Source organism: Hyphomicrobium sp. DY-1, assembly GCF_047497105.1.
In the GTDB taxonomy this organism is placed as follows: Bacteria; Pseudomonadota; Alphaproteobacteria; order Rhizobiales; family Hyphomicrobiaceae; genus Hyphomicrobium_B.
On record NZ_CP134870.1, the window covers coordinates 3,521,342 to 3,545,903 of the forward strand.

A 24,562-nucleotide genomic window follows, 5' to 3' on the forward strand; every position below is an offset into this window, starting at 1 on the left:
AAAACAAAAGCGGAGCTGAAACAGCCCCGCTTGGAATTTCATATCTGATTGCGAAACTCAGCCGTGGTGGTGACTGTGGGCGATGCCTTTTTCGCAGATGAGGTCATGCAGTTCGCCTGCGGAATACATCTCGCGCATGATATCGCAACCGCCGACGAATTCGCCTTTGACGTAAAGCTGCGGGATCGTCGGCCAGTTCGAAAACGTCTTGATGCCTTCGCGGATGCCTTGGTCTTCGAGCACGTTCACATCTTTGAACGGCACGCCGAGGTGCTCAAGGATCTTCACGGCGGTAGCGGAGAAACCGCACTGCGGGAACTGTTTCGTTCCCTTCATGAACAGGACGACGTCGTTGTCGGCGATCGTCTTGGCAATCACGTCATTGGCGGTGGTGGTGTCAGAGGCCATTCCGGGGCTCCTATCGTGCCGGGGCGGCCGTAGCGGCGCACCCGTGAAAGGTTGAGATGTGGGCGAGAGTTGTCCGATAGTCAATCGGACGCTTTAGCTGGCGCGCCGGTCATTCGGGCGGCAGGGCGGTTGTCAGCTGCAGGGCATGCAGAACGCCACCCATGCGGCCGCCAAGCGCGTCGTAGACCATCTGATGCTGCTGGACGCGACTCTTGCCCTTAAAGGCCGCCGAGACGACGTGCGCCGCCCAGTGGTCGTTGTCGCCCGCGAGATCCTTCAAGTGGATTTCGGCGTCGGGAAAACGGGCTTTGATCATCTTCTCGATATCGGCCGCGGCCATCGGCATTGGTGGTGAACTCCCGGTTTTGATCATGATCTGGAGGGTTTTCTGATCTATGGCGCTTCCGATCAGCTGCGGCAAGGCCTTCGATCAGGCAATCTTATGGAATTCTCACGTGATTGCGATTGGACGTTATCGGAGATCAGGCCTATCTCATACGTTACGTGGAGTGAGAAACTCCCTAAAAGTCTAATGGAGGACACCATGAAGACCTGGACAAAGCCTGAAGTTCGCGAGCAGGAAGTCGGCCTCGAAGTGACGTCGTACCTTCCGGCTGAGATCGACCTCATCTAAGTCGATTGACGCGATTTGAATTCGGACGCGGTGGCAGAAACCCTGCCGCCGCGTTTTCTTTTGTTGGCTTCTCGGGGCTTTCAAAAAGGGGTGAGACGCTCGCCACCTGCAGGTGCAGCGAGCGTCTCTGAAACGCCGAGAACGGGGGGAGGCCTCGGCGCGAGCGAACTTTCTTCGATCAGCGGTCGCAGTCGAGCGTGACCTTCACCCACGGAAGGTCGAGCTTGCATTTGCCGTCCTTCGTCTTCGTGAAGACCTTGTCCAGCTCCGTGCCGCCGATCTTCATTTTGCTCAGGTCGCTGCCGCTCGTGTCGCTGTCTCTTGCGGGCGGCGGCTCGTCAGCCTTGGCAGTTTCCTTGGGCGGTGTCTTTCCCTGATCGGGTGTTGCCGAAGGTTCTTTTGCCTTGGCTGTTGCGTTGGTCGCCGGAGCAGCGGCGTTGGCGTCGTTGCCTGCGCCTGGTGACGGCACCGCGTTCTTGCCTGAAGTATTGGCGTTCGGGGTGATCGTAGGCGGGACGGATGCGTTGGTCGCGCCGCCGTTGTCGGCATTGTTCGGCGATGTGTCGACACAAAGCTGAAGGTCGGTCGGCGCTGGCGTCCAGATCATCGTCCGCGACAGGAATTTGAGGCCGGCATAGCCGACAACTTTGAGATTGCCGTTGGAAAGCGGCGTCAGCTCGACATCGTACTTGCGGCCCTTTTCCGGCGAGTAGATCCAGCCGTTGTCCCAGTGGCCGCTGCCCGCGGGCGTGACGTTGCCGATGATCTGCTTGCCGCAGCCATCGTTATCCGTCGACGATTTCACCCAAACGACGTTGCCGCACAGCGCGTTGCCGCACGGCTTGATCTCGACGGCGCCGCGGCCGGTGTCGTCCATCCAGACGCCGACCGGATCGGAGCCGGCAAATGCGTTGACGAACGTCGCCGGCGCCAGCGACAGGGCGATCGCGGCAGGGGCAATCAATTTTATGATCCGCATGACAAGATCCTTTTCGTAAGATCAGGTTTGCTCTGGATAACCGATGTTGCTGCCGTTGTGCCCTGGATCATCCGAACCGGAAGTTCCTCCCGGAACACAATGATCGAAACGGCTATCGGCACGGTCGTGGGCTCCTCGCATTCCTTAATGTCCGCCGCGGAAACTTTCGCCCAGACTTTCGCTGAAACTTTCTCCGCCAGCGCCTGAAACGAACCTCAAAAGCCCGACGTACCGTTCATGCAAGAGCGAGAAACAGTCGCAGCTCGATGCGGCGGTCGAGCGTTACACCGTACTGCGTTCCGGTCGCGCTCTGGACTGAACAATTTTTAACTTTTTAGATCAGGAGCTTGTACGATGAAAACGACGATTTTTGCAGCTTTGCTGTTGGCCCTTTCCGGTTCGGTTGCGCTCGCAGAGGACGGCAATATCACCACTAAAGCGATGAAAGATCTTCCCGGCACGCATGGCGGTTCGACTTCTTCGCCGACGGCCAAGCCGAACTCCGGCAGCCTGTCCGAAGCCCAGATGCAGCGCCAGCCAGGCGTCAACAGCGATAGAACCGGCAAGACGGCGACGCCGAATGCCAAGCCCGAGGACGGCTCTCTTGCTGGCGCTGAAATGGAGCAGAACGCCGGCGCTCATAAATAACGTTCGGTCTACATTCAAATTTCCATGGGAGCGACGACCCCAGCTGCGTGCTGACGGTCGTCGTTCCCGTTTACGGGGGTGTTTGGGGACATCTTCACGCGTTCGCGAGCGTAATCTCAAATTTTAAACGCTGATGTGCACCTCCGGTTGCCTTCGGGCGGGCGTGTTTCATGACGATTGCGCGCAATCTTGAATGTTCCACCCGCGGGCCGAAATATTTTTTTGGGGGAGGTGGCGATACGTAAACAGGCTCGGCCGCATGCCGCCTGAGGTTGCTAAGCGGAAGCGGCAGAAAGCAGAATGCCGATTGCGACAACCTTAAGCTTCCGTCGCGCCATGCAGTCCTTATGGGACGGCTATATCTTTGCGCCGGGTCTCCCGTCGAAACTTTATGGGTAGGTGCTTACGTTTCTGTTGTGTGCCGATAACGCACACAGAAACGGTTAGAACCATGTCCAGCGATTTACTCAAATCCAAACAGCGCATCGGGCAAGCGGTACAGACGGTCCCGGCCAAGAAGCGCGAAAAAAGCGAAGGACCGCTTATTCTTGCGCTTCTGATCGGCGCTTGTGCGGCGCTCGGAATTATCATCGCTGCCAACAGCGAACCTGACGAGACCGTTTCCAACGCCGCGCCGACGCAACAGCTCGATGGCATTCGCTATTAGCAGGAAGGCCTTGTTCCATGCACGCGATGAGGCATCACGCGCATATCCTGGAATATTCCGTGCTTCACAACACGACACCGGAAGGTCCGGTGATCGGCCGGCTCGATGGGCGCGATTTTTCGGAATTCGTGTTGGATGAGTTCGGGCGGCGTTTTGCCTATTCGGGCGTTGCGCCGCGCCTCAGCAACGGTCAATTCGACGATGCGGCCCTGAAGGACGGCGAATTCATTGTCCCGCCGGGGCTGATCTACAAGTATCGCGGCTACGCCGACAAGAGACGGCGCCTGCTGGGCTTTGCGACGACGACGTTGGCCTAGATCAAGTGAACGTGAGCCAGTCTGTCTGCTTCAGCGATTGATCGAATCGCAGCATATCTTTCCACCGGGATCAAACGCATGGCGCCTGATGGCTGTGGATGCCGCAGCGCGGGCGGTGCTTGTTCGCTTGGGGGCTGAGATGCGGACGGTTGTTTGCCACTTCTTCAACGAGGAATATCTGCTGCCTTGGTGGCTCGCCCACCATCGGCGGATTTTCGATCACGGCATCATGATCGACTACAATTCGACAGATGCGAGCCGAGACATCATCAAGAAGATGTGTCCGGAGTGGGAGATTTATCCGACGCGGAATGCTTACTTCGACAGCGCCTGCATCGACCGCGAAGTGGAAGACTACGAGCGGACCTGCAGCGGTTGGCGGATGGCGCTGAACGTAACCGAATTCCTCTATGGCAACGTGGCGCAGCTCGATAAAATCACGGTGCCGGCGCAGCACTTCATCGGCAACTATGTTTTCGTCCAACCGCAGGGCGGCTATCCGGCGCCGCTCGATCACAGCAGGCCGCTGCACGAGCAGGTGCGCTTTGGCTATTACGAAACGGATCCGCGTCCGTGCGATAAGCTGAATTTCGGACTGCGGGCCAGCCGCAGCATCCACAATTACCCCGTCGCGTATGCGCGCGAGGGCGGGCGGCATTGGTATCAGATGCCGACGCTCGGCGATCTGGCGATCTTCTATTACGGCTATGCGGTGCTCAACGAGAAGGGCATTTCCCGCAAGATGCAGATCAAGACCAAGATGAGCCCGGAAGAACGGCAGGCGCGTGGATCAGAGCATCCGAATATGGTCACGCAGGAGCGCTTTCTGACCAACATCGAACGCTTCCACCGGCCGCGCTGCTCGGACCTTTCCGGCGTCGTTTCGCGGGTGGCCCGGCATCAATATCCGGCGGAGGCCCCGGTGTTGGCGACCTCCGCCGCATAAGGTTATTTCACGCCGAGCAATTCGACGTCGAAGATCAGCGTGGCGTTCGGAGGGATGACACCGCCAGCGCCGCGTGCGCCGTAGCCGAGCTGCGGCGGAATGATGAGCGTGCGCTTGCCGCCGACTTTCATTCCGGCAACGCCTTCGTCCCAGCCCTTGATGACACGGCCGGTTCCGATCGGAAATTCGAACGGCTGGCCGCGATCGACAGACGAGTCGAACTTCGAGCCTTTCTTGCCGTCGACATAGAGCCAGCCGGTGTAGTGCATGACGCAGATCTGCCCGGTCTCGGGCGTCGCGCCGGTGCCGACGACGGTGTCTTCGTATTGGAGGCCGGACGGTGTGGTGGTCATGGATGTTCCTTGCGTTTGTGCGATTGCGGTAGAGAAAAAGCCAAATGCTATTGCAAGGGCGACAATCAGACCAATGCCGGCGCGGTGAGCCGAAGAACTGATAATTTTTTCATGTGGCGGCATGTGTGTCCATCGCGATGTGACAGAGAATTTTTAACATTTCTAAGTTGACTGTTTCATTTCTCGTCGGTCGAATTTCTCGGGAAAATAGATCGCGGCCGATTATCTTCGTTCCGGATTGATCCAACAGCAAAGATATCGTCATCGCGCCAATTGAAGTTCCGTCAACGTAACGCTGCATTCTTCCAAAATGCCGTTCCGTGGTGTCAATGTTGATAGTGTCCATGGGCTCTGCGTCGGACAGTTTGTCTGCTTCATATCTGTCGTTTAAAATTTGGAATTTGTTCATCGGTTGCCAGCTGTCTTTAGGTGATGGTTCACAGACGATGATGTGGAGCATTCCGACAAACGGAAAGCCATCTCGCAACAATCCTTTTGCTTGGGCTTGTCCGGAAGGTCTTGGATGGTTGTCGCGTCCGTGTTGCCGCGATCTAAGGATTTTTACTTCAAGAGCCATAATCTCTTTGAGAAAGTAGCCTCGAGAACTTCTCGGCAAAATAACAATATCGAAATCGCCGGGCTTTTCCTTAGGGTCAAGGCCAACTGCTGATCTTGGAAGTGCACATAATATGTCGAGTTCTCTGTTGCGCGGGTGAGGCCCGATAGCTGCATCAAGCATGAAATCGAAAAACCAAGCAAAAATATCTTTTTGTCTAAGAATGTTTTTGATGATGTCGAGCTCGGAAGCATCCAACAGTGATTGTGGCGATTGAATAATTAGGTCCTCGGAGCCTCTTACTTGATACCTGGCAACCCCTAAAATTTCACAGGTGTTGCCTTCCTCATCAACGGCAAGCCGCTTGCCATCGGAGTTTGGTATTCCAAAAATTGGCGGGACGTCCTTCATTTGCTGAGTTCACCCCGTTGTCAGCTTTGGAAGACAGTATTGCCCGATTAGGATGATGCTTCGACCTTTTTCTGCAGCTCGACGAGGCGACGCTGGTATTCTTCCTCCATGGCGAGGACGTGCTGATAGACGTTGTCGAGTTCTTCTTTGCGCACGCCGTCCTGGGCTTCCTCGACCCATGTTGCGAACTCTTCGCGCAGCGTAAAGAGTACGTCGAGGGCGCCCTTGATTTCGCTGAGTTCCTGCTGGGATTGCGGGTTATCGCCGGTCGCCATGGTCCGTACTTTCCTTCCGTGTCAGCTAGCCAACTCACCCTGCATTAGCTTCGGCAGGAAACCTTCGTTGGCGGTGCGGAGTTCGGACAGCGGCAATGCGCCTTCACCCTTCAGCGCAATGGCGTTGCCGCCGACGCGGCCGATGATGCGGGCCGGCAATTCGAGCAGGCGCGCGCGTTCCAGAACTTCCTCGGCCTTCTGCGGCGTAACCTCGACAACGTAGCGGCCCTGATCCTCGCCGAACCAGACGGCGTGCGCGGGAAGTTTGCCCTCATAGGCGAACAGTTCGACGCCGAGGCCTGATGCTTCGCGCGACAGACCGTTCTTGCCGCCCGCAAGCGCCATTTCGGCGATGGCGACGAGCAGTCCGCCGTCGGCGCAGTCGTGCACCGCGAGTGCGCGGCCTTCGCGGATCAGCGAGCGGATCAAACGTCCGGCCTTAATCTCATCTTCGAGGTTGACCGGCGGGGGCGCGCCTTCGAACTTGCCAGACGCGTATTGCTGATAGAGCGACTGACCGAGGTGGCCTTCCTCCCGGCCGATGACGATCAGCACGTTGCCTTCGTTCTTGAGGCGAATATCGGCGAGCTTCGCTGAATCGGGCACGAGGCCGACGCCGCCGATAGCAGGCGTGGGCGGAATGCCGACGCCGTTCGTCTCATTGTAAAGCGAGACGTTACCGGAGACGACCGGATAGCTGAGCGCGTTGCAGGCTTCCGCCATGCCGCGGCAGCTTGCAACGAACTGCCCCATGATCTCGGGGCGTTCGGGATTGGCGAAGTTCATATTGTCAGTGATGGCGAGCGGATCGGCGCCGACGGCGGTCAGGTTGCGCCAGGTTTCGACGACGGCCTGCTTGGTGCCTTCTTCCGGATCGGCGGTGACGTAGCGGGGCGTCACATCGCAGGCAACCGCAATGGCTTTCTTCGTGCCGTGGACGCGCACGACGCCCGCGTCGCCACCGGGGCGACCGACGGTGTCGCCCATGACCATGTGATCGTATTGTTCCCAGATCCAGCGGCGCGACGCGAGGTGATGGCCTGCCATCAGATCCTTCAGCGTGCCGAGGATTGCGTTCGGTGCGGGCACCCATTCGGGCAAAATCTTCGCGGGCTTCTTCGGCTCGACATGCGGGCGCGTGTACATCGGCGCGGAGTTGGCGAGCACCGGCACGGGCAGATCGGCTTCGACCTCACCCTTGTGCTTGATGATCATGCGCTGGGTATCGGTCGTGTGACCGATGACGGCGAAGTCGAGGCCCCATTTCTCGAAGATCGCTTTCGCGTCGGCCTCGCGCTCGGGCTTCAGGATCATCAGCATGCGTTCCTGGCTTTCCGAGAGCATCATCTCGTAAGCGGTCATGCCGGTTTCGCGCTGGGGCACGAGGTCGAGGTTCAGTTCGATGCCGACGCCGCCCTTGTCGGCCATTTCCGAGGTCGATGAGGTGAGGCCCGCCGCGCCCATGTCCTGAATGGCGATGATCGAGTCCGTCGCCATCAGTTCGAGGCAGGCTTCGATCAGGAGCTTTTCGGTGAAAGGATCGCCGACCTGCACGGTCGGGCGTTTCTCATCGGACTTCTCGTCGAACTCGGCCGACGCCATTGTTGCGCCGTGGATGCCGTCGCGGCCCGTTTTCGATCCGACATAGACGACGGGGAGGCCGACGCCCTTGGCGGCGGAATAGAAAATCTTGTCCGTCCGCGCGAGGCCGACGCACATGGCGTTAACGAGGATGTTGTTGTTGTAGCCTTCGTCAAAATTCGTTTCGCCGCCGATGGTCGGCACGCCGGTGCAGTTCCCGTAATGCGCGATGCCGGCGACGACGCCTGAAACCAGGTGGCGGGTCTTGGCATGATCGGGGGCGCCGAAGCGCAGCGCGTTCATGTTGGCGACGGGGCGTGCGCCCATCGTGAAGACGTCGCGCATGATGCCGCCGACGCCCGTTGCCGCGCCCTGAAACGGTTCGATGTAGGAGGGGTGATTGTGGCTCTCCATTTTGAAGACGACGGCATCGCCATCTCCGAGGTCGACTACGCCTGCGTTCTCGCCGGGACCTTGGATCACCTGGGGGCCTGACGTCGGCAGCGTCTTCAGCCAGACGCGCGAAGATTTGTAGGAGCAGTGCTCACTCCACATGACCGAGAAAATGCCCAGCTCGCAGATCGACGGCTCCCGGCCGAGGATTTCGAGCAGACGCTCGTACTCGTCCGGCTTCAGACCGTGCTCGGCTACGACTTGGGGGGTGATCTTGCGTGCGGTGGTCGTCTCGGTCATTCAGGATCTCGGGCAAATGTCTTGCGGCGCTTGATTTGCGACCGCTTATATGGGGTCAAGGCCGCTTTGTCGCCCCAGGGGGATGATCGGCTCGATGGCCAAACGTCGCGTTTTTCGGATTTGAAACATAGCCGTTAAAGCTGAGATCCGTGTCGGTTGCTCATCTGTGGATAAGCGCATCCCGTTGTGGACAGCCAATTGTCCACAATAGAAGTGCGCTCTGTTTGCTACGGTTTTCTGCTTCGCAAGCCAAAAAGTTATCCTTGTGAATTGTGGGGATAGTTTTGGCCCCTGTGGATATCCGCCTTCCGAGCCTCATACCAAATCACTCATCCTGTCCTTCGAGAAAGGAGATGATTTGAATGAGCGAAGTCCCGAAAATGGAAAGCATGGTTTCCTGCGACGAGTTCGTGCGAGACCTTTTTGGCAACCCGATCGAAACGCCAAAGAAGGCGCGTAAGAAAGAGCTGCCTAAACAAATAGTGTTGCCGCCTGAGCCGCCGACTAAATCGGCGCTCTATACGACAATCATACCAGTGTTGAAGAAATTCTGCGGTGAACTGGTCTATAAAACCGTACTTGATACGATTGCTCAAGTACTTAGTCTAAAGTTTGCAGCAATTGTTATTGCTACTGTGACCGCCATCGGTGCTGTGCTGCAATACGAATACAACTGGTGGGGCAAGTCGAAAGATGCGCTCGGTCATTGGACGACCACAGTCACGCCTGCGCCTAGAAAATAGGACAGGAAAGGACCAAGTGCTGGCACGCCCTCTTGCCAGTATCTTCCCTTTCTGCATCCTCCGCTAAAAGCTTCTGAGCATTACAGTGGTGCTGAGACCTACTTCCGGCTGCGCTTGGCGAGCCAGGTTTTCATGAACGCGATTTCGGTTTCCTGGGCTTTGATGATGTCCCCTGCGAGCTTTCGAAGCTCGGGGTCCTTGCCGTACTGAAGCTCAATCTTGGCCATGTCGACGGCACCCTGGTGGTGCGGGATCATGCCCTTCACAAAGTCAACATCGGCGTTGCCGGTGTAGCCGACCATCATACCCTGATGCATCTTCTGCATTGCAGCCTCGAAAGCCTTGGACGACGGAGCGGCGTCGGCGGACGTGCCCATGTCCATCTTCATTTGGCCGCCCGTGTTCATGTGATCCATGGACTTCATGTCCATGTCTTCCGCCATGGCAGGCGTCATGAGGAAGAAACCGAGGCATAGCAGTCCGGCAATGGTTTTCACGGGGTAAGTGTCCTCCTCGTTTGGATTGACGGTCGAGCCGAATATGGGCGTGCCCGGCGATAAAATAACTGTCGTAGTCGGACGCACTCTATAGCGGCGCATCGCGGTGTTGTCGCGGCCGCCGGCTTCGAGAAATGCTCCGTGCGGATCGCTTCAAAATTTCTGAATGCGATATGAACCGGCTGCACCCTATGCCGCGGCGGCTCAGCGCTGCTGACGGCGCATTTCAGCATTGCGGCGAGATGCCATTTTATTTGGCAGATTCTGCATCCTATATGCTCGTCAAATCGGCAGTGCAGGGAGCGACTGGATCTCCCTCAGCTGCGCATATGATGGGTCAGAAGGTCTACACTCATGTCGTCGGGGAAGTTCGAGAGGCGCGCATCGTTGCTCGCGGGTGTTTCGTTCGCGGATGTTTGGCGCGCTGCCAGGTATCACCAACTCGGCGGTCATGGGGAGCATCCGTCGGCGCTCGAAATCGCGCACGCTTCACGCTTTGCGGCGCCGGGGCAGCCTTTTGCCTCTGAGGCAAGTGTTGCTGGTGAGCCCGGACGGGCAGCCGACATCCGGCGTTATCGTCAGGCCGCTTGAGCGATTTCGTCACGTGGAATCGTGCGGCGTTTTGCCGGCTCGGGGCATTTGTGGGCTGGCGGACGGTTTTGCGTCGCAAATCAGCCTTCGGCGAAGGTCAGTTGCCCAGTTATGGTGCAGGTTGGCACTTTCCGTCCTACCCGTTCGTACTGTGACCGTTTCGCGCTGCAAAAGGCGCAACACGGACTTGCGGGTATAGGGTATTTTTCTAATCAGCTCAGATGGTTATGTAATTCCGTGAAACGTGGCGCTACGTCCATCAGCCGTAGTGCGGACTTGAACATCGATCAATGCCGGCGGCCCGCGAACTCGCAGTTCAGGGTCGTCGGAAGGAATTGAGGGTTCGTTCGCAGAGTAGCGCCTTCGCGGTTGCGAAATCCGGCAGCGGGTTTGCTTCGACGCTTCCAAGTCCACGCTTGCAAGTCGTTCGAGCGAAGGGAGGGAGTTACAACTCTCTCCCTTTTTTTATTCGCACTTTAGTTACTGTAATCGTTGAGTTTTTGCGACACCCCCCGCGACAGAGCCGCGCTGCTGGGCGCGCATGATAGAGCTGCTCGGCGCCCCCCTGGCGCAACGCACACGGATCACCTATCTACACTGTAGAAGAAAGCGACCCGGGGGCTAATCCCGGGAGTTAGGCGGGGTTCTCCCGCTGGCTAGCTCAAAACAGGTGCTACTATGAAGGCCATCGTGTTCGCTGTGTTCAACTCGCTGTCGTTCGGCTCTCAGCCGACGCGCAAAAACCAGCGGCGCGGGAACAGCCGCTAATCAAGCGGACTGTTTGACTGCACGGAAAAGGGGCCAGAGAGCCCCTTTTTTGTTTATGCGCGACGACTCGCGTTCCGCGAGCCGGCCGTCGCGCACGGGGATGTTGCGAAAGCCGTTGCTGAGCCCAGGCGACTCCCCTGCGGGGAGCCGGCCGAAGTTTTTCGGAGGTGCTCGGCGACACGCGTTCCGCGCCGGCCGCCAAGCACAGGCCCCTATCTCACCAATGGCCCGAGAGGGCGGGGGCGGAGCGGACGTTGCGGAAGACGACGTCCGGGCGCAGGCGGGGGGCGGACGCCATCGCGATGATCCGTTTCTCCGTCAGGCTTCTGAGCCGACGTGAAATCATCAGATAGACCTGCTTCATACGCATCAGCCGAATGGCGTTTGGCGCCGATGACTGCTGTTCGCGGTCGATCAACTCGCGAATGCGGGCGGCTCGCTCGAGAAGGACCAAGAAGCGACGGGACATAGTTTTCCTCCGGTTCGGAATGTTGGAGGTATGTCCGGTTGAAAAAAAAAAGACGGCACCGGGCACACCCGATGCGGTCCGACATCGCAGCACCGTTTTGGTGCATGCCAGAGGGGCCCGGCCCCGCAATCTCCCAATGATTTAGGTGCGCTTGTGTGGGGCGCAAGTGGCCGCCCGCAAATGCCACCGAAAGATCACAATTGTGCGGCGACAGCGGCGAAACCCAGGAACGGGTTCAATAAACCGCATTGGATTGGGTCGCGGCGCAACCATAGGAATGGCGACCTATCCTTCTTGGTGAGCGTTTCATGTTTTCCACGTTTCTCGTCGTGTTGCCGATTTTCGCGCTGGTGCTTGCCGGGTGGCTCGCGCGGCGGATCGGCGTGCTCGGGCCCAACGCGACGACGGAGCTCAATAGGTTTGTCGTCTATCTGGCGTTACCGGCCCTGTTGTTCGACATCACGAGCCACGCGCATTGGAGCGATCTCTGGCAGCCGGGTTTCATCGCGGTATTCGGGATCAGCACGCTGCTGATCTTTACCGTGACGGTTGCCGCGCGTCTGCGCTCGCCGCGGCATCTGGCCGACGCCGCGATCGATGGGCTCAATGCCGGATATGCGAATACGGCCTACATGGGCTTTCCGATCACGCTTGCAGTGCTCGGCCAGCAGGCGCTGGCGCCGACGACGATTGCGTCGATCATTACGGTCTGCGTGGTGTTCGCCATTGCGATCGTGCTGATCGAGGTCGGGCTGCAGAGTGAGGCGCGGGCTCTGCATCTTGCGCGCAAGGTCGGCCTGTCGTTGATGCGCAATCCGCTGCTGGTGGCGCCGGCGCTCGGCGCGCTTTTTCCCGCGAGCGGATTGACGGTGCCGGTGCCCGTCGAAACGTTCCTGAAGATGCTCGGAGGCGCGGCGTCGCCGTGTGCGCTGGTGGCGCTCGGCTTGTTCCTCGCCGCCAAGACCGAGCAGGAAGCCGACGTAACGCGCTCGACCGCAATGCTCGTCGGATTGAAGCTTGTGCTGCATCCGATCATTGCGTGGGTCTTGGCGAGCATGGTCTTTCATCTGTCGCCGACGCTGACGCGAACCGTCGTTTTGCTCGCTGCGCTGCCGACGGGAACCGGGCCTTTCATGCTCGCGGAATTTTATGCGCGCGAGGCGGCCGTTACGTCGCGCGTGATTCTCGTTTCGACAATGATCTCTGTTCTAACTGTTTCAGCATATCTTGCGATGTCGGCCTGAAGCTCGCCTGCTGCCAGAAATCGTTGAGTTTTTAACTTATTCGCAAATTGTTTAGGATCACAGAATTACCCCGAAGCTGGCTTACAAGCCGTTCAAGCGCGGTTCATTGATCGAAGATCAGAATTGCGCTTCGAGGGACGAAGGGGAACTTCGATCATGAAACGCATTTTTGGCGCGGCTGTTGCCGCAGTCGCGATGACGGGGCTGGTGGCTCCCGCCCACGCCGGTGGTGGTGACTTTGCTGCCGGGCTTTTTGGTGGTCTCGCAGCCGGAGCTATCATCGGCTCGACGGCTCGGCCCTATTACTACGATCCGCCGCCGCCTCCGCCGCCTGCATACTACTACGGTGGTGGTTATGGCGGTCCGTGCCATTGGGAACGTGGTCGCCGCTACTGGGATGACTATGAGGGCAGGTGGCGCTGGTCGCGCGTCCGCGTCTGCGATTAGTTGGCTCGCACGGTAGCCGCGCTACCACCTCAAGGTAGCGCGGCTACCAGTTCCGTCGGCGCCGTTAGAGCTGCGATCTCATAATCCGCAGGTCTGCGGTTCAAGTTTGTCCGGCCTCTGCGGCATCGTCCAAAATTTTCTGTGCTGCAGCTTGGCTGGATCCCGGCCTGCGCCGGGATGACGTTTGGGATGGAGAGTGCGCTTCTCCATCAGTTAGCTCTGTGCATTGGTGGACGCTCGGGACAAGCCCCAGCATGATACCCAGAAAATTACGCGGCTTCGAGGGTCGAGAGCAGGATGCTTTCGAACACGCGGCGGCCATCGGTGCCGCCGAGAGCGCTTTCGTAAAGACGCTCCGGGTGGGGCATCATGCCGAGCACGCGGCCGGTTTCGTTGGTGATGCCGGCGATGTTGCGCTGGGCGCCGTTCGGGCAGGTCTCGGCGCTGACGGTTCCTTCGCCATCGGAATAGCGGAAAGCGACGCGGCCTTCGCCTTCGAGGCGGTCCAGCGTCTCGCTGTCGGCGAAATAGTTGCCCTCGCCGTGCGCGACCGGAACCTTGATGACTTCGCCCTTGCGGTAGCACTTGGTGAAAAACGAGGTGTCGTTCTCGACCTTCAGGAACACGTCGCGGCAGATGAAGTGCAACGATGCGTTGCGCAGGAGGGCGCCAGGAAGCAGGCCCGACTCGCACAGGATCTGGAAGCCGTTGCAGATGCCGATGACGGGCGTTCCGGCGTTCGCTTTCACGACGACGTCCTTCATGATTGGAGAGTGGGCCGCCATCGCGCCGCAGCGTAGGTAGTCGCCGTAAGAGAAGCCGCCCGGCAGCACGATGACGTCCGATGAGGGCACGCTGGCGTCGCCATGCCAGACCATCTTCGGCGCAAAGCCCGTAACCCGCGTGATCGCGGTTTCGACGTCGCGGTCGCAGTTGGAGCCGGGAAAGACGATGACGGAAGCGCGGAGCATCCTGGATAGCCTCGGTTGGCGATTTCGATCGCTGATAGGTGTCAATGATTGACAGCAGTGAAGTAATGCGACTCCGGCCGCAAGTCCACTTGCGGGGCTGTCACAGCCCTTAAGGCGCTTAAGGGCCGCCGAGCGGCGACTGCTCACGCTTTTGCTTTTCGACTTCGGCGCGGGAAGCGTTGGTCAGCCGCGTGTCTTCGGCTTTCATCGCATCGACAAGGGCCATGAACTCGACCTGATTGCCGTAGCCGCATTCCTTGCTTTGCGCCGTCCAGACGCCGGTGACCTGTTTTACGAACTTGCGCAGGACGATGGCGGGGTGCGCGGGCTGGCCGGGTTCTGTGAAGGTGATTTCGACACGCCAGACGTCCGGGTTCTCGACTGTGACGACATTCGGATTGGCGGCTTCCTGTTTGGCGCCCGGCAGCCATGCTGACCAGTTGCGCAGCGCCTTGAAGCCCATTTGGCAATCGAGATCGGGTGCGGCCGCAGGCTGAGCGAGCGCCGGGCTGGACCCGAGCGCTGCGATGGCCAACGCGATCACGAGCGTTGCCCGCATCGTCAGCCGATTTCGTAGCTGTAGTTTTCGATGACCGTGTTGGCGAGCAGGTCCTTGCACATCTGCTCGACGAGCGCTTTCGCCTTGGCAGGGTCGGTCTCGGACAGATCGACTTCGATATACTTGCCCTGCCGCACGTCGCCGACGCCGGAGATGCCGAGGCCCTTGATGGCGCCTTCGATGGCTTTGCCCTGGGGATCGAGCACGCCGTTCTTCAGTGTGATTTTGATTTTGGCTTTCATCGTTGTTCCAAATTGTCATCCCGGCCGAGCGTAGCGAAGAGCCGGGACCCAGACGATGAACTCTCGCACATTTTGAGTGAGCGTGGCTCCCGGATCGGCCTTTCGGCCGTCCGGGATGACAGGTGTTTAGTTCGGCTTGCCGTTGATGGGCGCGACCGGGCCGTTCGACGTTGCGTTCGAGGCGACAAGCACGGGACCTGCACCACGCGGACGCGGCGTTTCGGTCAGAACGCCGAGGCGGCGGGCAACTTCCTGATAGGCTTCGAGAACGCCGCCGAGATCGCGACGGAAGCGATCCTTGTCGAGCTTGTCGCCCGACTGGGCATCCCAGAGGCGGCAGCAATCGGGACTGATCTCGTCGGCAAGAACGATCCGCACCTGCTCGTTGTCGTAGAAGCGGCCGAACTCAACCTTGAAGTCGACGAGGCGGATGCCGATGCCGAGGAAGAGGCCGACGAGGAAATCATTGATGCGCAGCGCGAGCTGCATGATCTCGTCGATTTCCTGCGGCGTCGCCCAGCCGAACGCCGTGATGTGCTCTTCCGAGACCATCGGGTCGTTCAATTCGTCCTTTTTGAAGTAGAACTCGATGATCGAGCGCGGCAGCTGCGTGCCTTCTTCGAGACCGAGGCGCGTTGCCAGCGAACCGGCTGCAACGTTGCGCACGACAACTTCGAGCGGCACGATTTCAACTTCGCGGATCAACTGCTCGCGCATGTTGAGGCGCTTGATGAAATGCGTCGGCACGCCGATCTCACCGAGCTTCATGAAGATGTATTCGGAGATACGATTGTTGAGTACGCCTTTGCCTTCGATCAATGCGTGCTTCTTCGCATTGAAGGCCGTTGCGTCGTCCTTGAAATGTTGAATAAGGGTGCCGGGCTCCGGACCTTCGTAAAGGACCTTCGCCTTGCCCTCGTAGATGCGCCGACGCTTGTTCATTCCTGGACCTCTGAGGATCAACAGATTGCTCTCACTCATTGCGGTATACAGATCTTCTCACGAGTTCGTACGCTGACGCTGACGCCTTGATTTTCCAACGGGTTTTCTTCATGTCGGGAAAGGAAGGGCGCACCTTTTTCGCGCTCGGATGTCTTGGGCGGACACTAGCCGAACGAGGGGGGCGACACAATGTAGACCATGAGCCGCAGCGGTGCTTATGGTGACTAAACGCCAAGCCGTTGATTTAGCTCAGGGCGCACGGTAACGCTGCCGTAGATATGCGTTTTGCGGGCAGCAGAAATGCTCGTAGTGCTTGTGGAAATAGAGTTAATACAACCAAGGGTCAGGCGCCGCGGGGCGCTCGGGAGATCAGGGAGCAAACGGACATGACGACCTTCAACGAGCGCGAAAAGGGCTTCGAGAACAAATTCGCTTACGACGAAGAGCTGCGCTTCAAGGCGGAAGCGCGCCGCAATCGCGCCGTCGCTGAATGGGCGGGCGCGAAGCTCGGTCTGACCGGTGATGCGCTCGACGCGTACGTCAAAGAGGTGCGCAAGGCCGACCTTCTCGAGAAAGGCGACGACGATGTCTTCCGCAAGGTCAAGGCTGACCTTACGGCGAAGGGCATCGCGGTCGACGACACAGAGCTTCGCTCGATGATGTCGGAAGCTTTGGCGAAAGCTGTTTCCGATCTCGAGTCGGCGAAGGGTTGAAGTCTTAGTTTGCGCCCGGCGACTCCCGTTCCGGAAGCCGGCCGCCGGGCGCGGATGCTAGCCTAGCTTTTTCAAGAATTGTCCGAACTGCAAAAGACCTTCCGGCCAGGGGCCATGGCCGGAGGCGATGTTGATGTGACCGCTTTCGCCCGCATCGCTGATGGTTGCGCCCCATTTGTTCGCGAGGTGCTCGGCGCGGGCGTAGCTGCAATAGAGATCGTTGTTGGCAACGACGACGTGCGCGGGAAACGGTAATTTCCGTTCGGGCATCGTCTCGAAGCCGCGCGTGCCTTTTTCCGGCGGCCAGCGCTTGCCGCCGGTGTCGGGCCAGAAATCGGCGTGATCGATGTCGGCGGGCGCCACCAGAAAGGCGCCGATGACGCCGTTCTTTCTGAGCTTGTCGGCTGCAAAGACGACGGCCGGCACACCCACGGAATGGGCAACAACGACAACCGGCTGCGTGGCGCCGCCAGCGAATTTCGCGATCCTGTCACCCCAGCTTTCGACGTCCGGGTTCTCCCAGTCATGTTGGATGACGCGTCGCGCCGTCTTGAGATTGCGCTCCCAACGGCTTTGCCAGTGATCGGGGCCGGAATCCTGCCAGCCGGGTACGATGAGAATGTCGATTTCTGATGTTTTCATGGGCGGCTCTGATTAACCGAGAGCGCCGCCGGAGGGAAGAGTGGCGGAGAGGCCGAAAACGGGTTCCCGCGGTGCAGCGGGAATGCGCGGAATTTTTTCCGCGTGATCGGGCAATCGGAAGGCACTCGCGCTGGGAACCGGACGGCAGGCATGACGTTGCCCGGGGACACATAATCCGTACCGTGAGGAGACGCCCCCCATGAAAGTCGAAAACCTCGAAGACCTATTCAATCACACGCTCGAAGACATTTACTTCGCCGAAACGAAGCTGGTGAAGGCGCTGCCGAAGATGGCCAAGGCAGCGGATTCGGCGCAGCTTGCCAAAGCCTTCATGGGACATCTCGAAGAGACGAAAGAGCATGTCACGCGTCTGGAAGAGGTGTTCACGAAGCTCGGCCGCAAGCCGAAGGCGACGGAGTGTCCGGCGATCAAGGGTATTCTGGCGGAGGGCGAGGAGCTGATGTCGGAGATCAAGGATGCCGATACGCGCGACGCGGCGATGATCGCGGCGGGGCAGGCGGCGGAGCATTACGAGATCACGCGCTATGGCACGCTCGTGTCGTGGGCGAAGCTGCTCGGCCACAAAGATCTCGCAACCATTCTCGAAAAAACGCTGAAGGAAGAATATGCAGCCGACGACAAGCTGACGAAGCTTGCCGAAAGCAAACTCAACAAGGAAGCGGCGTAAATTCTTTTCCGACGTCGTACTGGATCAGCCTCTCTCTTCGGGGAGAGGCTTTTCTTATGTTCCCCGAGCGGAGACGAAAGCGTAGGCGCTGATGTCGAAGTTCAAAACATGCCGTTGGAATTGGCGGACAATTCGGGCATGACCTGGAGCACGTCCCAGTGCTCGACGATTTTACCGTCGGCGTCGAAGCGGAAGATGTCGATGCCCGCGTAGTCGGCGCTTCCCGGCCAGTGCTGGAAGCAATGCAAGACGACGAGATCACCTTCAGCCACGGCGCGTTTTATCTCAACGTGCTTCCCGGGCCATTCGTGCGCCATGCGTTCGAAATAATCAATGAAGCCCTGCTTGCCCGTAGTCACATGCGGATTGTGCTGGATGTATTCGGCGCCGGAAAAACGTGCGATCGCTTCGCGCGGCTCGCACGCGTTGAACATCAATTCATAGAACGCAATCGCGGTTGCCTTGTTTTGTCGGGGATCAGTCATTTGTGCTCCTGACGTGACGGGAGCGATAGCGTTACACCAACCGCGATGGAACGCGAGAGGTCAGAACTTATCGTCCATGGCGAGCGGCGGCGCGATGGGGTCGGAGACGAGATAGAGAACGTAGGTCGCGCCGCCGCTGCCGTTGTGGCGGGTCAGCGTGCCGATCTTCTCGATCTTACCGAACTTGCTCTTGAGCAGCGGAAGATCGACGCGGCGTTCAAGCTCGACGTAGAGCGCGGGCCGGTTGACGACGGTTTCGGGTAGCGAAGGTAGAAAGGCGTAGCGGATGCGCTCGTCGAGCTGCGCGACGGGACTGCGGCTCTTGATGGCGGACATGAGTTGGCCTGTCGTGGCGTAGCTGGATGTTGCCAGCCACGCTGCGCCGGTTTCCTCGCGTTTCTTTTCGATGGTGTCAGCGAGCGCGGGCCATCCGCGCATCTGTTCCGTCGGGTCTTTCGGAGAACTGAATAACGGGTGCAACGCGTGGACGTAGATCACGGCGGTCATCGCAAAACCGAGCGCGAGTGCCGAGACAAACGCGGTGCGGCGCCACGCGACGGGAAGCGCTGCCACACCGAGCGCCGCGCAGATGGCGAATGATGGATAGAGCGGTCCGGGCCAATTGCCCTGCACACGATCGTGCAGCGCGTGAATACAAAAATAGAGCAGCATCGGCAGGATGGCCGCGGCCAGCAGAACATCGCTTCGGCTGCGATCCGATATCGCTCGGCGCATGACGCCGATGAAGCCGACGAGCGCGAGAAGAGCGATCAGCGGGCTTTCCAGCAGCGCGAATCCGCCGATCAGTTCGACGAGGTAGCCGACACCCGCTTTACCTTCGCGGCCGACGCGGCCGAACTGCTTGATGAAGGAGACCCAGCCGTGCTCGGCGTTCCAGATCACGACCGGGCTCGCGATCAGTGCCGCGATGATGCCGCCGATCCAAAGTTCGGGCGCACGAAACCATTTCCGATTGTCGGGCGTGGCGAGAAGCCAGAGCAGGATCGTCGCGCCGAGAAAGAGGTTGGTGTATTTCGAGACAAGACCAAGTCCGGCGAACAGGCCGATGGCAAGCCACCACCTGGCGTTACGGCTGCGGTCGAGTTCGGCTAACCCCCAGACGACGAGACCGGCGAAAAGGACGCTGGGCAAATCCGGCGTGACGATGATGCCACCGACGGCGAGCAGGGGCATAGCGAGCAGGAACCAGACGGCGCGGCGGGCGATGTCGGGGCCGTAGAGAAGAAAGGCCGTTCGCCAGAGAACCGCGGTGCCCAGAAGCAGGATGATCGGTGCAAGCAGGCGGATACCCAACGTGCTGTCACCTGCGATGGCGCGTCCGGCCCCGATGACCCAGGCGATCATCGGCGGGTGATCGAGATAAGAGAGCGACGGGGCGAGCGACCAAGTCCGATAGTAGGCCTCATCGTCGACGAGGCCTGTGAAGCTTGCGATAGCGAAGCGCACTGCCGTCAAGCCGAGCAGGACGGCCAGCAAGACATTGTTCGCGGCCAGACCGTTGCGCGGTCCTGCGGCCGGACGAATTCTGCTCGGCGCTGGCGAGGCCGCGACGTCCATCAGCGCCGCCACGTCAGCGCTGAGCTTGCTGCGTAATTGAAGACTGCGGCCATCAGTGCGCCGGCGATGCCTGCGCGCCACCAGTTCGGATCGTGATTGTAGACGAGATCGGCGACGCCGATGTTCGCCAGCGTGCCGACGCTGCAAACGACATAGAACGTCAGCAGGCCGCTTATTATGTCGACACCTGAAAGGCGGCGATCACGGAACGTCAGGGCATTGTTCAAGAAGAAGTTGAAGGTCATGGCAACGAACGCGGCGAAGATCTGCGCCTCATTGAATGAGGCATGGGCCAAGACGATGGCGCTGCGCAGCGCCGCGAGATGAATGATGAGGCCCGTTGCGCCGACCAGCGCGAACAGGAAGAAGCGCGGGGGAACGAGGTTGCCGGTCGTTTTCGTGAGCAGAAGACCAAGGAAGTCGGCGATGACGAGACCATCGAGCTTCGACTGGCCGACCTTGCGCGGACGGAACACGTAGGGCTTTTCGGAGACGCGCACGCCTGAGGGAGCGGACGCCAGAATATCGAGCAGCAGCTTGAAGCCGCCGGGAGAGAGTTTAGGGGCGATGGTATCGATAAGGCTCCGCTTCAACATGAAGAAGCCGCTCATCGGGTCGCTGACGTTGGTCTTGAGCAGCATGTTTGTCAGCGTCGTCGCGAGCATGCTCGATACGCGACGCGTCGCCGAGAAGCCTTCGCTGGCATCGCCGGTCTGATCATAGCGTGTGCCGATGACGATGTCGGATTTGCCCGTCTCGATATCGCGCAGCATCTCAGGCAGGAGCTTTTCGTCATGTTGAAGGTCGGCATCGACCACGGCTACGATGTCGGCGCCGGACGCCAGCATGCCTTCGATCACCGCACCCGCCAGTCCTCGGCGGCCGACGCGACGCAGCGCGCGGACGCGGCCATCGTGGGCGCCGATTGAGCGGATGGTGCTCATCGTACCGTCGGGACTATCATCGTCGACGAAGATGACTTCCCAGTTGATGCCGGCGAGCGCGGCATCGAGCGCCGAAATCATCGACGCGATATTGCCGGCTTCGCAGTATGTCGGCACAACGACCGACAGCTGTAGGCGCGCGGGCAAATTCGCTGCGCGGAGTGGGCGTTCTGTCTGCGCTTCAGTCATCACCACAGGCGCTGTCCCGTCAAAGGATCTTGTATTTTCTCGCCGCGCCGGGCGTCGCGCTTTCGTGCGATCGTCCGAAAGACAAGATAAATGGCTGCTACCGTCAGCGCCATCGTTACGCCGGCGAAGATCACGTCGGACAGAAAATGTGCGCCTTGCGAGATGCGAATGAAGCCCGCAAGCAGTCCGAAGGCGACGCCGGCTGCGACGAGGGCGCCACCGATAGCAGGAAAAATAAAGGCGGAAGCGAAGAATGTTGCGTACATCATCGATGCTTCGCCCGCGACGAACGAGCAATTGCGGCGGCATTGATCCGACCGAACGATCGGCAGGGAATACTTTTTCGAGCCGCCGAACTCTTTGATTTGAACGGGGCGAGCGCGGCCCCAGCCATCCTTCAGCATTACATTGCCGACGAGGCCCGGTCCGAGCGCGAGGCAGGCGGCGAGGAAAAGCCATCGCACGAAGCCGAGGCCAAACACGTCAGACTTCAGAACGGAGGAGGCGATCAAGCCGATCACGTTCACGACGCAGACGGCGATAAAGGAAAAATAGAGGGTGAGGCGGACGTAGTCGGCCAAAGTCCTGGGTGCGCCACCGGCGAAGACACCGCCGCCCTTGCCGGAAAAGACGCCGTTGCCGAGGTAAAAATATCCGGATGTTGCGAGATCGAGCTGCGGGTACAGGCAAAACAGCAGACCCGCTACGATGGCGACGATCAGCGCACCCCAGAGCAGGATGGAGACGATATTGCCGTGGGCGTCTCGCTCCTGTCGTCCCAATCCGGATTGTGCTGTCATGATCCTCATCGGGTTCCCCGCCCCTCCGTCAGAGGTTCGCTTAGACTTTCGGTCTCAAGATGTCACGCGGAAGCGTTTCAAAGGCGAATTGGCCTAGGCCGTGCCCTGCTCGATCGGTCTTAGGCGTTCAGCGTCGAGCGCCTCAAAAACGATTTGAACACAGGCGGCTGTGATCGCCATTAGAACGCCGGCGAAGACGACGTCGGACAGGAAATGGCCGCCTTGTGCCATTCGCGTCAGGCCGGAGAGACTGCCAAAGACGATGCCCAACGTGACAAATTTTCGCGAACGCGATTTGAACAGAAGGGCGGCAGCGAACATGACGATGTAGATCGCGGAGGCCTCTCCCGAGACGAACGAGCAGTTATAGTCACATTGACCAGAGGGCGGGAACGGCGGCGTGAAGGCCTTCGAGCCGGCAAACTCAATGATCTGGCGCGGGCGGGCGCGGCCCCAATGATCCTTGAAGCCCAGATTGGTGACGACAAGCGGTCCGGAGACCAGGCAGAGCGCGACGAACAGCCAGTTCCGCATTGAAAGGTCGAGCCACGGTCTGGCATAGCGAGCGGCCATCACCAGGCCGACGACCGTCAGTGTGCAAACCAGATAGAAGAAGATCTGAAACCCCATGCGGAGTAGCAGAAACACGTCGAGCTCATTGCCGATGAAGTGGCGATCGCCGACGTAGAATAAGCGAGCGACGACGAGATCGATATCGGGTGCGAATACGAACAGTATCATCGCGAGTGCGCCGATCGTCAGCGCGCCGCGGAGCATAGCCGTTGCCGTTACGGGCGGCCGGGCAACGGTTTCGTCACTATCATCGCCACGCTCATGCCAATCGAACGCAAAATTTGGCGCCCACATCCCCGACGGTCCTGACGTTCCCCCAAAACTGCGGGCACCGTTATCAGTCGGCGTGTCAGAGGCATGTCGGTTTGATTACGGATTGGTGACAATGGCAAATGCGCGGCTCGCCGTATCTCAGGTCACCTCTCCCTTATTAGGGAGAGGTGCTTTTCTTGCCACTTCAAGCCGATCCGAACACGCGCTTGAAGATCGTGTCGACGTGGGCGGTGTGGTAGTCGAGGTCGAACATAGCATCGAGGTCGGCGGGCGGGATTTTCGCCGTCACGTCCTTGTCCGCCTTCAACTCGGCCAGGAAGTCCTTGCCCTGCTCCCAGGTCTTCATGGCGTTGCGCTGAACGAGGGCGTAGGAGTCTTCTCGGCTGAGGCCAGCCTGCGTCAGGGCCAGCAGCACGCGCTGCGAATTGTGTAGGCCGCCGAGCTTGTCGAGATTCTTCTTCATGTTCTCGGGATAGACGACGAGCTTCTCGATGACGCCGGCCAAACGGGCGAGCGCGAAGTCGAGCGTCACCGTTGCGTCGGGGCCAATCATACGTTCGACGCTCGAATGCGAGATGTCGCGCTCGTGCCAGAGGGCGACGTTCTCCATTGCCGGAATGGCGTAGGCGCGGACCATGCGGGCAAGACCCGTCAGATTTTCCGACAACACCGGATTGCGCTTGTGGGGCATGGCCGACGACCCCTTCTGGCCCGGCGAGAAATATTCTTCGGCTTCCAGCACCTCGGTACGCTGCAGGTGGCGGATTTCGATTGCGAGGCGCTCCATGCTCGACGCAATGACGCCGAGGGTGGCGAAATACATCGCGTGGCGGTCACGCGGGATGATCTGCGTCGAGACCGGCTCTGGAACGAGGCCCATCTGCTCGGCCACGTATTCCTCGATGCGCGGATCGACGTTGGCGAAGGTACCGACGGCGCCGGAGATGGCGCAGGTCGCGACTTCCTTCCGGGCGGCGACGAGGCGTTCACGCGCGCGCTGGAATTCCGCATAGGCGAAGGCGAGCTTGATGCCGAATGTGGTCGGCTCGGCGTGGATGCCGTGGCTGCGGCCGATCGTGATCGTGTTCTTGTGCTCGAAGGCGCGGGTCTTCAGCGCAGCGAGCAGCCGGTCGAGATCGGCGAGCAGCAGATCGGCGGCGCGGACCAATTGCACGTTGAGGCAGGTATCGAGGACGTCAGACGACGTCATGCCCTGGTGGACAAACCGGGCTTCCGGGCCGACGTGCTCGGCGAGGTGGGTCAGGAAGGCGATCACGTCATGTTTCGTGACCGCTTCGATTTCGTCGATGCGCTTCACGTCGAAGACGGCGGCCGAACCTTTTTCCCAGATTTTTTTTGCCGCGGCCTCGGGAATGATGCCGAGCTTGGCGCTGGCGGTCGCGGCGTGGGCCTCGATTTCGAACCAGATACGGAAACGGGTTTCGGGCTCCCAGATGCGGGTCATCTCGGGGCGGGAGTAGCGGGGAATCATTGAGCTAAATCCTTGATGCAACGCGGGAGGCGTAGCAGACGTGCAACGGCGCATCAATCTCAAGGCCGCCCAATGCCGCCGTCTGGGGGTGAGGGCCGCGCGATTCATGCTGAGATCTCGCGTGCTGCTTCGCAGCTAACGCTTTGCAACAATTCGTGAAGAGTTATCCAAAAGTCGCCCGCGTGCCGCCACGAATTGCTGGGCTAATCGACGGATTACGAGGGTGGCAATTCTGTTTCTTGTT

Annotated in this window: 30 protein-coding genes; 10 read left to right on the forward strand and 20 right to left on the reverse strand. The window is 59.5% G+C overall.

Annotation, left to right across the window (positions count from 1 at the left end; genetic code table 11):
* Positions 1 to 57: 57 nt before the first annotated feature.
* Both grxD and RLW41_RS17035 read right to left on the reverse strand, forming a co-directional pair.
* Positions 58 to 408: a Grx4 family monothiol glutaredoxin gene (gene grxD, locus RLW41_RS17030; RefSeq protein WP_013947049.1), complete on the reverse strand. Its 351-nt coding sequence runs from the start codon at positions 406 to 408 to the stop codon at positions 58 to 60.
* Between the two features lie 109 nt (positions 409 to 517).
* Positions 518 to 754 (reverse strand): BolA/IbaG family iron-sulfur metabolism protein, encoded by a 237-nt coding sequence (locus RLW41_RS17035; RefSeq protein WP_414462227.1) that lies wholly within the window; start codon positions 752 to 754, stop codon positions 518 to 520.
* A 198-nt stretch (positions 755 to 952) separates the two neighbouring features.
* On the opposite strand from RLW41_RS17035, the gene pqqA reads away from it, so the two are divergent.
* Positions 953 to 1,042: a pyrroloquinoline quinone precursor peptide PqqA gene (pqqA, locus tag RLW41_RS17040; RefSeq protein ID WP_013947273.1), complete on the forward strand. Its 90-nt coding sequence runs from the start codon at positions 953 to 955 to the stop codon at positions 1,040 to 1,042.
* Positions 1,043 to 1,220: 178 nt separating this feature from the next.
* Here the strand turns inward: pqqA and RLW41_RS17045 are convergent, their stop codons facing one another.
* On the reverse strand, positions 1,221 to 2,021 hold the full coding sequence (locus tag RLW41_RS17045) for a DUF2147 domain-containing protein (RefSeq protein WP_414462228.1): 801 nt from the start codon (positions 2,019 to 2,021) through the stop codon (positions 1,221 to 1,223).
* A gap of 354 nt (positions 2,022 to 2,375) precedes the next feature.
* Here RLW41_RS17045 and RLW41_RS17050 point away from each other — a divergent pair, with 354 nt between their 5' ends.
* The 4 genes from RLW41_RS17050 (at position 2,376) to RLW41_RS17065 (ending at position 4,599) form a co-directional block, all read left to right on the forward strand.
* Entirely contained in the window at positions 2,376 to 2,669 is a 294-nt protein-coding gene (locus tag RLW41_RS17050; RefSeq protein WP_414462229.1) for a hypothetical protein, read from the forward strand.
* 451 nt (positions 2,670 to 3,120) lie between these two features.
* Complete coding sequence (locus RLW41_RS17055) at positions 3,121 to 3,336, forward strand: hypothetical protein (RefSeq protein WP_409562888.1); 216 nt, start codon at positions 3,121 to 3,123, stop codon at positions 3,334 to 3,336.
* 17 nt (positions 3,337 to 3,353) lie between these two features.
* On the forward strand, positions 3,354 to 3,653 hold the full coding sequence (locus RLW41_RS17060) for a hypothetical protein (RefSeq protein ID WP_409562889.1): 300 nt from the start codon (positions 3,354 to 3,356) through the stop codon (positions 3,651 to 3,653).
* 139 nt (positions 3,654 to 3,792) lie between these two features.
* Positions 3,793 to 4,599: a glycosyltransferase family 2 protein gene (locus RLW41_RS17065; RefSeq protein ID WP_409562890.1), complete on the forward strand. Its 807-nt coding sequence runs from the start codon at positions 3,793 to 3,795 to the stop codon at positions 4,597 to 4,599.
* A 2-nt stretch (positions 4,600 to 4,601) separates the two neighbouring features.
* On the opposite strand, the gene RLW41_RS17070 is transcribed toward RLW41_RS17065, so the two are convergent.
* The 4 genes from RLW41_RS17070 to purL are packed head-to-tail and all read right to left on the reverse strand — an operon-like array spanning position 4,602 to position 8,468.
* Positions 4,602 to 5,075 (reverse strand): FKBP-type peptidyl-prolyl cis-trans isomerase, encoded by a 474-nt coding sequence (locus tag RLW41_RS17070; RefSeq protein ID WP_414462230.1) that lies wholly within the window; start codon positions 5,073 to 5,075, stop codon positions 4,602 to 4,604.
* Complete coding sequence (locus tag RLW41_RS17075) at positions 5,062 to 5,919, reverse strand: hypothetical protein (RefSeq protein WP_414462231.1); 858 nt, start codon at positions 5,917 to 5,919, stop codon at positions 5,062 to 5,064. The genes RLW41_RS17070 and RLW41_RS17075 overlap by 14 nt, the downstream gene beginning before the upstream one ends.
* Before the next feature lie 47 nt (positions 5,920 to 5,966).
* Positions 5,967 to 6,194, reverse strand: a complete 228-nt coding sequence (locus RLW41_RS17080; protein WP_414462232.1) for a hypothetical protein — start codon at positions 6,192 to 6,194, stop codon at positions 5,967 to 5,969.
* A 21-nt stretch (positions 6,195 to 6,215) separates the two neighbouring features.
* On the reverse strand, positions 6,216 to 8,468 hold the full coding sequence (purL, locus tag RLW41_RS17085) for a phosphoribosylformylglycinamidine synthase subunit PurL (protein ID WP_414462233.1): 2,253 nt from the start codon (positions 8,466 to 8,468) through the stop codon (positions 6,216 to 6,218).
* A gap of 362 nt (positions 8,469 to 8,830) precedes the next feature.
* On the opposite strand from purL, the gene RLW41_RS17090 reads away from it, so the two are divergent.
* Positions 8,831 to 9,211, forward strand: coding sequence for a hypothetical protein (locus RLW41_RS17090; RefSeq protein WP_414462234.1), 381 nt, complete (start codon positions 8,831 to 8,833; stop codon positions 9,209 to 9,211).
* Between the two features lie 98 nt (positions 9,212 to 9,309).
* On the opposite strand, the gene RLW41_RS17095 is transcribed toward RLW41_RS17090, so the two are convergent.
* Positions 9,310 to 9,666, reverse strand: a complete 357-nt coding sequence (locus RLW41_RS17095; protein ID WP_414464604.1) for a DUF305 domain-containing protein — start codon at positions 9,664 to 9,666, stop codon at positions 9,310 to 9,312.
* A 1,618-nt stretch (positions 9,667 to 11,284) separates the two neighbouring features.
* Positions 11,285 to 11,536, reverse strand: a complete 252-nt coding sequence (locus tag RLW41_RS17100; RefSeq protein WP_013947063.1) for a hypothetical protein — start codon at positions 11,534 to 11,536, stop codon at positions 11,285 to 11,287.
* A gap of 308 nt (positions 11,537 to 11,844) precedes the next feature.
* Between RLW41_RS17100 and RLW41_RS17105 the strand changes: the two genes are divergently transcribed.
* Both RLW41_RS17105 and RLW41_RS17110 read left to right on the forward strand, forming a co-directional pair.
* On the forward strand, positions 11,845 to 12,780 hold the full coding sequence (locus tag RLW41_RS17105; RefSeq protein WP_414462235.1) for an AEC family transporter: 936 nt from the start codon (positions 11,845 to 11,847) through the stop codon (positions 12,778 to 12,780).
* Between the two features lie 156 nt (positions 12,781 to 12,936).
* Positions 12,937 to 13,227 (forward strand): hypothetical protein, encoded by a 291-nt coding sequence (locus RLW41_RS17110; RefSeq protein ID WP_013947066.1) that lies wholly within the window; start codon positions 12,937 to 12,939, stop codon positions 13,225 to 13,227.
* A 269-nt stretch (positions 13,228 to 13,496) separates the two neighbouring features.
* Here RLW41_RS17110 and purQ read toward each other — a convergent pair whose 3' ends face one another.
* From purQ to purC, 4 genes are all read right to left on the reverse strand, one after another.
* Positions 13,497 to 14,198: a phosphoribosylformylglycinamidine synthase subunit PurQ gene (purQ, locus tag RLW41_RS17115; RefSeq protein WP_414462236.1), complete on the reverse strand. Its 702-nt coding sequence runs from the start codon at positions 14,196 to 14,198 to the stop codon at positions 13,497 to 13,499.
* A 118-nt stretch (positions 14,199 to 14,316) separates the two neighbouring features.
* The gene (locus RLW41_RS17120; protein ID WP_414462237.1) at positions 14,317 to 14,757 is read right to left on the reverse strand and encodes a hypothetical protein; all 441 of its coding nucleotides are present in this window, start codon (positions 14,755 to 14,757) and stop codon (positions 14,317 to 14,319) included.
* A 2-nt stretch (positions 14,758 to 14,759) separates the two neighbouring features.
* Complete coding sequence (gene purS / locus RLW41_RS17125; protein ID WP_024275646.1) at positions 14,760 to 14,999, reverse strand: phosphoribosylformylglycinamidine synthase subunit PurS; 240 nt, start codon at positions 14,997 to 14,999, stop codon at positions 14,760 to 14,762.
* Positions 15,000 to 15,125: 126 nt separating this feature from the next.
* A complete protein-coding gene (gene purC, locus RLW41_RS17130; protein WP_013947070.1) occupies positions 15,126 to 15,941 on the reverse strand; it encodes a phosphoribosylaminoimidazolesuccinocarboxamide synthase in 816 nt (271 codons plus the stop codon).
* A 386-nt stretch (positions 15,942 to 16,327) separates the two neighbouring features.
* On the opposite strand from purC, the gene RLW41_RS17135 reads away from it, so the two are divergent.
* Positions 16,328 to 16,654 (forward strand): DUF1476 domain-containing protein, encoded by a 327-nt coding sequence (locus RLW41_RS17135; RefSeq protein ID WP_013947072.1) that lies wholly within the window; start codon positions 16,328 to 16,330, stop codon positions 16,652 to 16,654.
* A gap of 57 nt (positions 16,655 to 16,711) precedes the next feature.
* Here RLW41_RS17135 and RLW41_RS17140 read toward each other — a convergent pair whose 3' ends face one another.
* Positions 16,712 to 17,296 (reverse strand): RBBP9/YdeN family alpha/beta hydrolase, encoded by a 585-nt coding sequence (locus RLW41_RS17140; protein WP_414462238.1) that lies wholly within the window; start codon positions 17,294 to 17,296, stop codon positions 16,712 to 16,714.
* Positions 17,297 to 17,495: 199 nt separating this feature from the next.
* Here RLW41_RS17140 and RLW41_RS17145 point away from each other — a divergent pair, with 199 nt between their 5' ends.
* On the forward strand, positions 17,496 to 17,984 hold the full coding sequence (locus tag RLW41_RS17145) for a ferritin-like domain-containing protein (RefSeq protein WP_409562899.1): 489 nt from the start codon (positions 17,496 to 17,498) through the stop codon (positions 17,982 to 17,984).
* Between the two features lie 101 nt (positions 17,985 to 18,085).
* Here RLW41_RS17145 and RLW41_RS17150 read toward each other — a convergent pair whose 3' ends face one another.
* The 6 genes from RLW41_RS17150 to purB form a co-directional block, all read right to left on the reverse strand.
* Entirely contained in the window at positions 18,086 to 18,469 is a 384-nt protein-coding gene (locus tag RLW41_RS17150; RefSeq protein ID WP_409562900.1) for a nuclear transport factor 2 family protein, read from the reverse strand.
* 60 nt (positions 18,470 to 18,529) lie between these two features.
* The gene (locus RLW41_RS17155) at positions 18,530 to 20,047 is read right to left on the reverse strand and encodes an ArnT family glycosyltransferase (protein ID WP_414462239.1); all 1,518 of its coding nucleotides are present in this window, start codon (positions 20,045 to 20,047) and stop codon (positions 18,530 to 18,532) included.
* Positions 20,047 to 21,180 carry a glycosyltransferase family 2 protein gene (locus RLW41_RS17160; RefSeq protein WP_409562902.1) on the reverse strand — a complete coding sequence of 378 codons (1,134 nt, stop codon included), beginning with the start codon at positions 21,178 to 21,180 and terminating at the stop codon, positions 20,047 to 20,049. The genes RLW41_RS17155 and RLW41_RS17160 overlap by 1 nt, the downstream gene beginning before the upstream one ends.
* The gene (locus RLW41_RS17165; protein WP_414462240.1) at positions 21,180 to 21,980 is read right to left on the reverse strand and encodes a phosphatase PAP2 family protein; all 801 of its coding nucleotides are present in this window, start codon (positions 21,978 to 21,980) and stop codon (positions 21,180 to 21,182) included. The genes RLW41_RS17160 and RLW41_RS17165 overlap by 1 nt, the downstream gene beginning before the upstream one ends.
* A gap of 93 nt (positions 21,981 to 22,073) precedes the next feature.
* Entirely contained in the window at positions 22,074 to 22,847 is a 774-nt protein-coding gene (locus RLW41_RS17170; RefSeq protein WP_414462241.1) for a phosphatase PAP2 family protein, read from the reverse strand.
* Positions 22,848 to 23,010: 163 nt separating this feature from the next.
* A complete protein-coding gene (gene purB, locus RLW41_RS17175) occupies positions 23,011 to 24,318 on the reverse strand; it encodes an adenylosuccinate lyase (RefSeq protein WP_414462242.1) in 1,308 nt (435 codons plus the stop codon).
* Between the last annotated feature and the right edge of the window lie 244 nt (positions 24,319 to 24,562).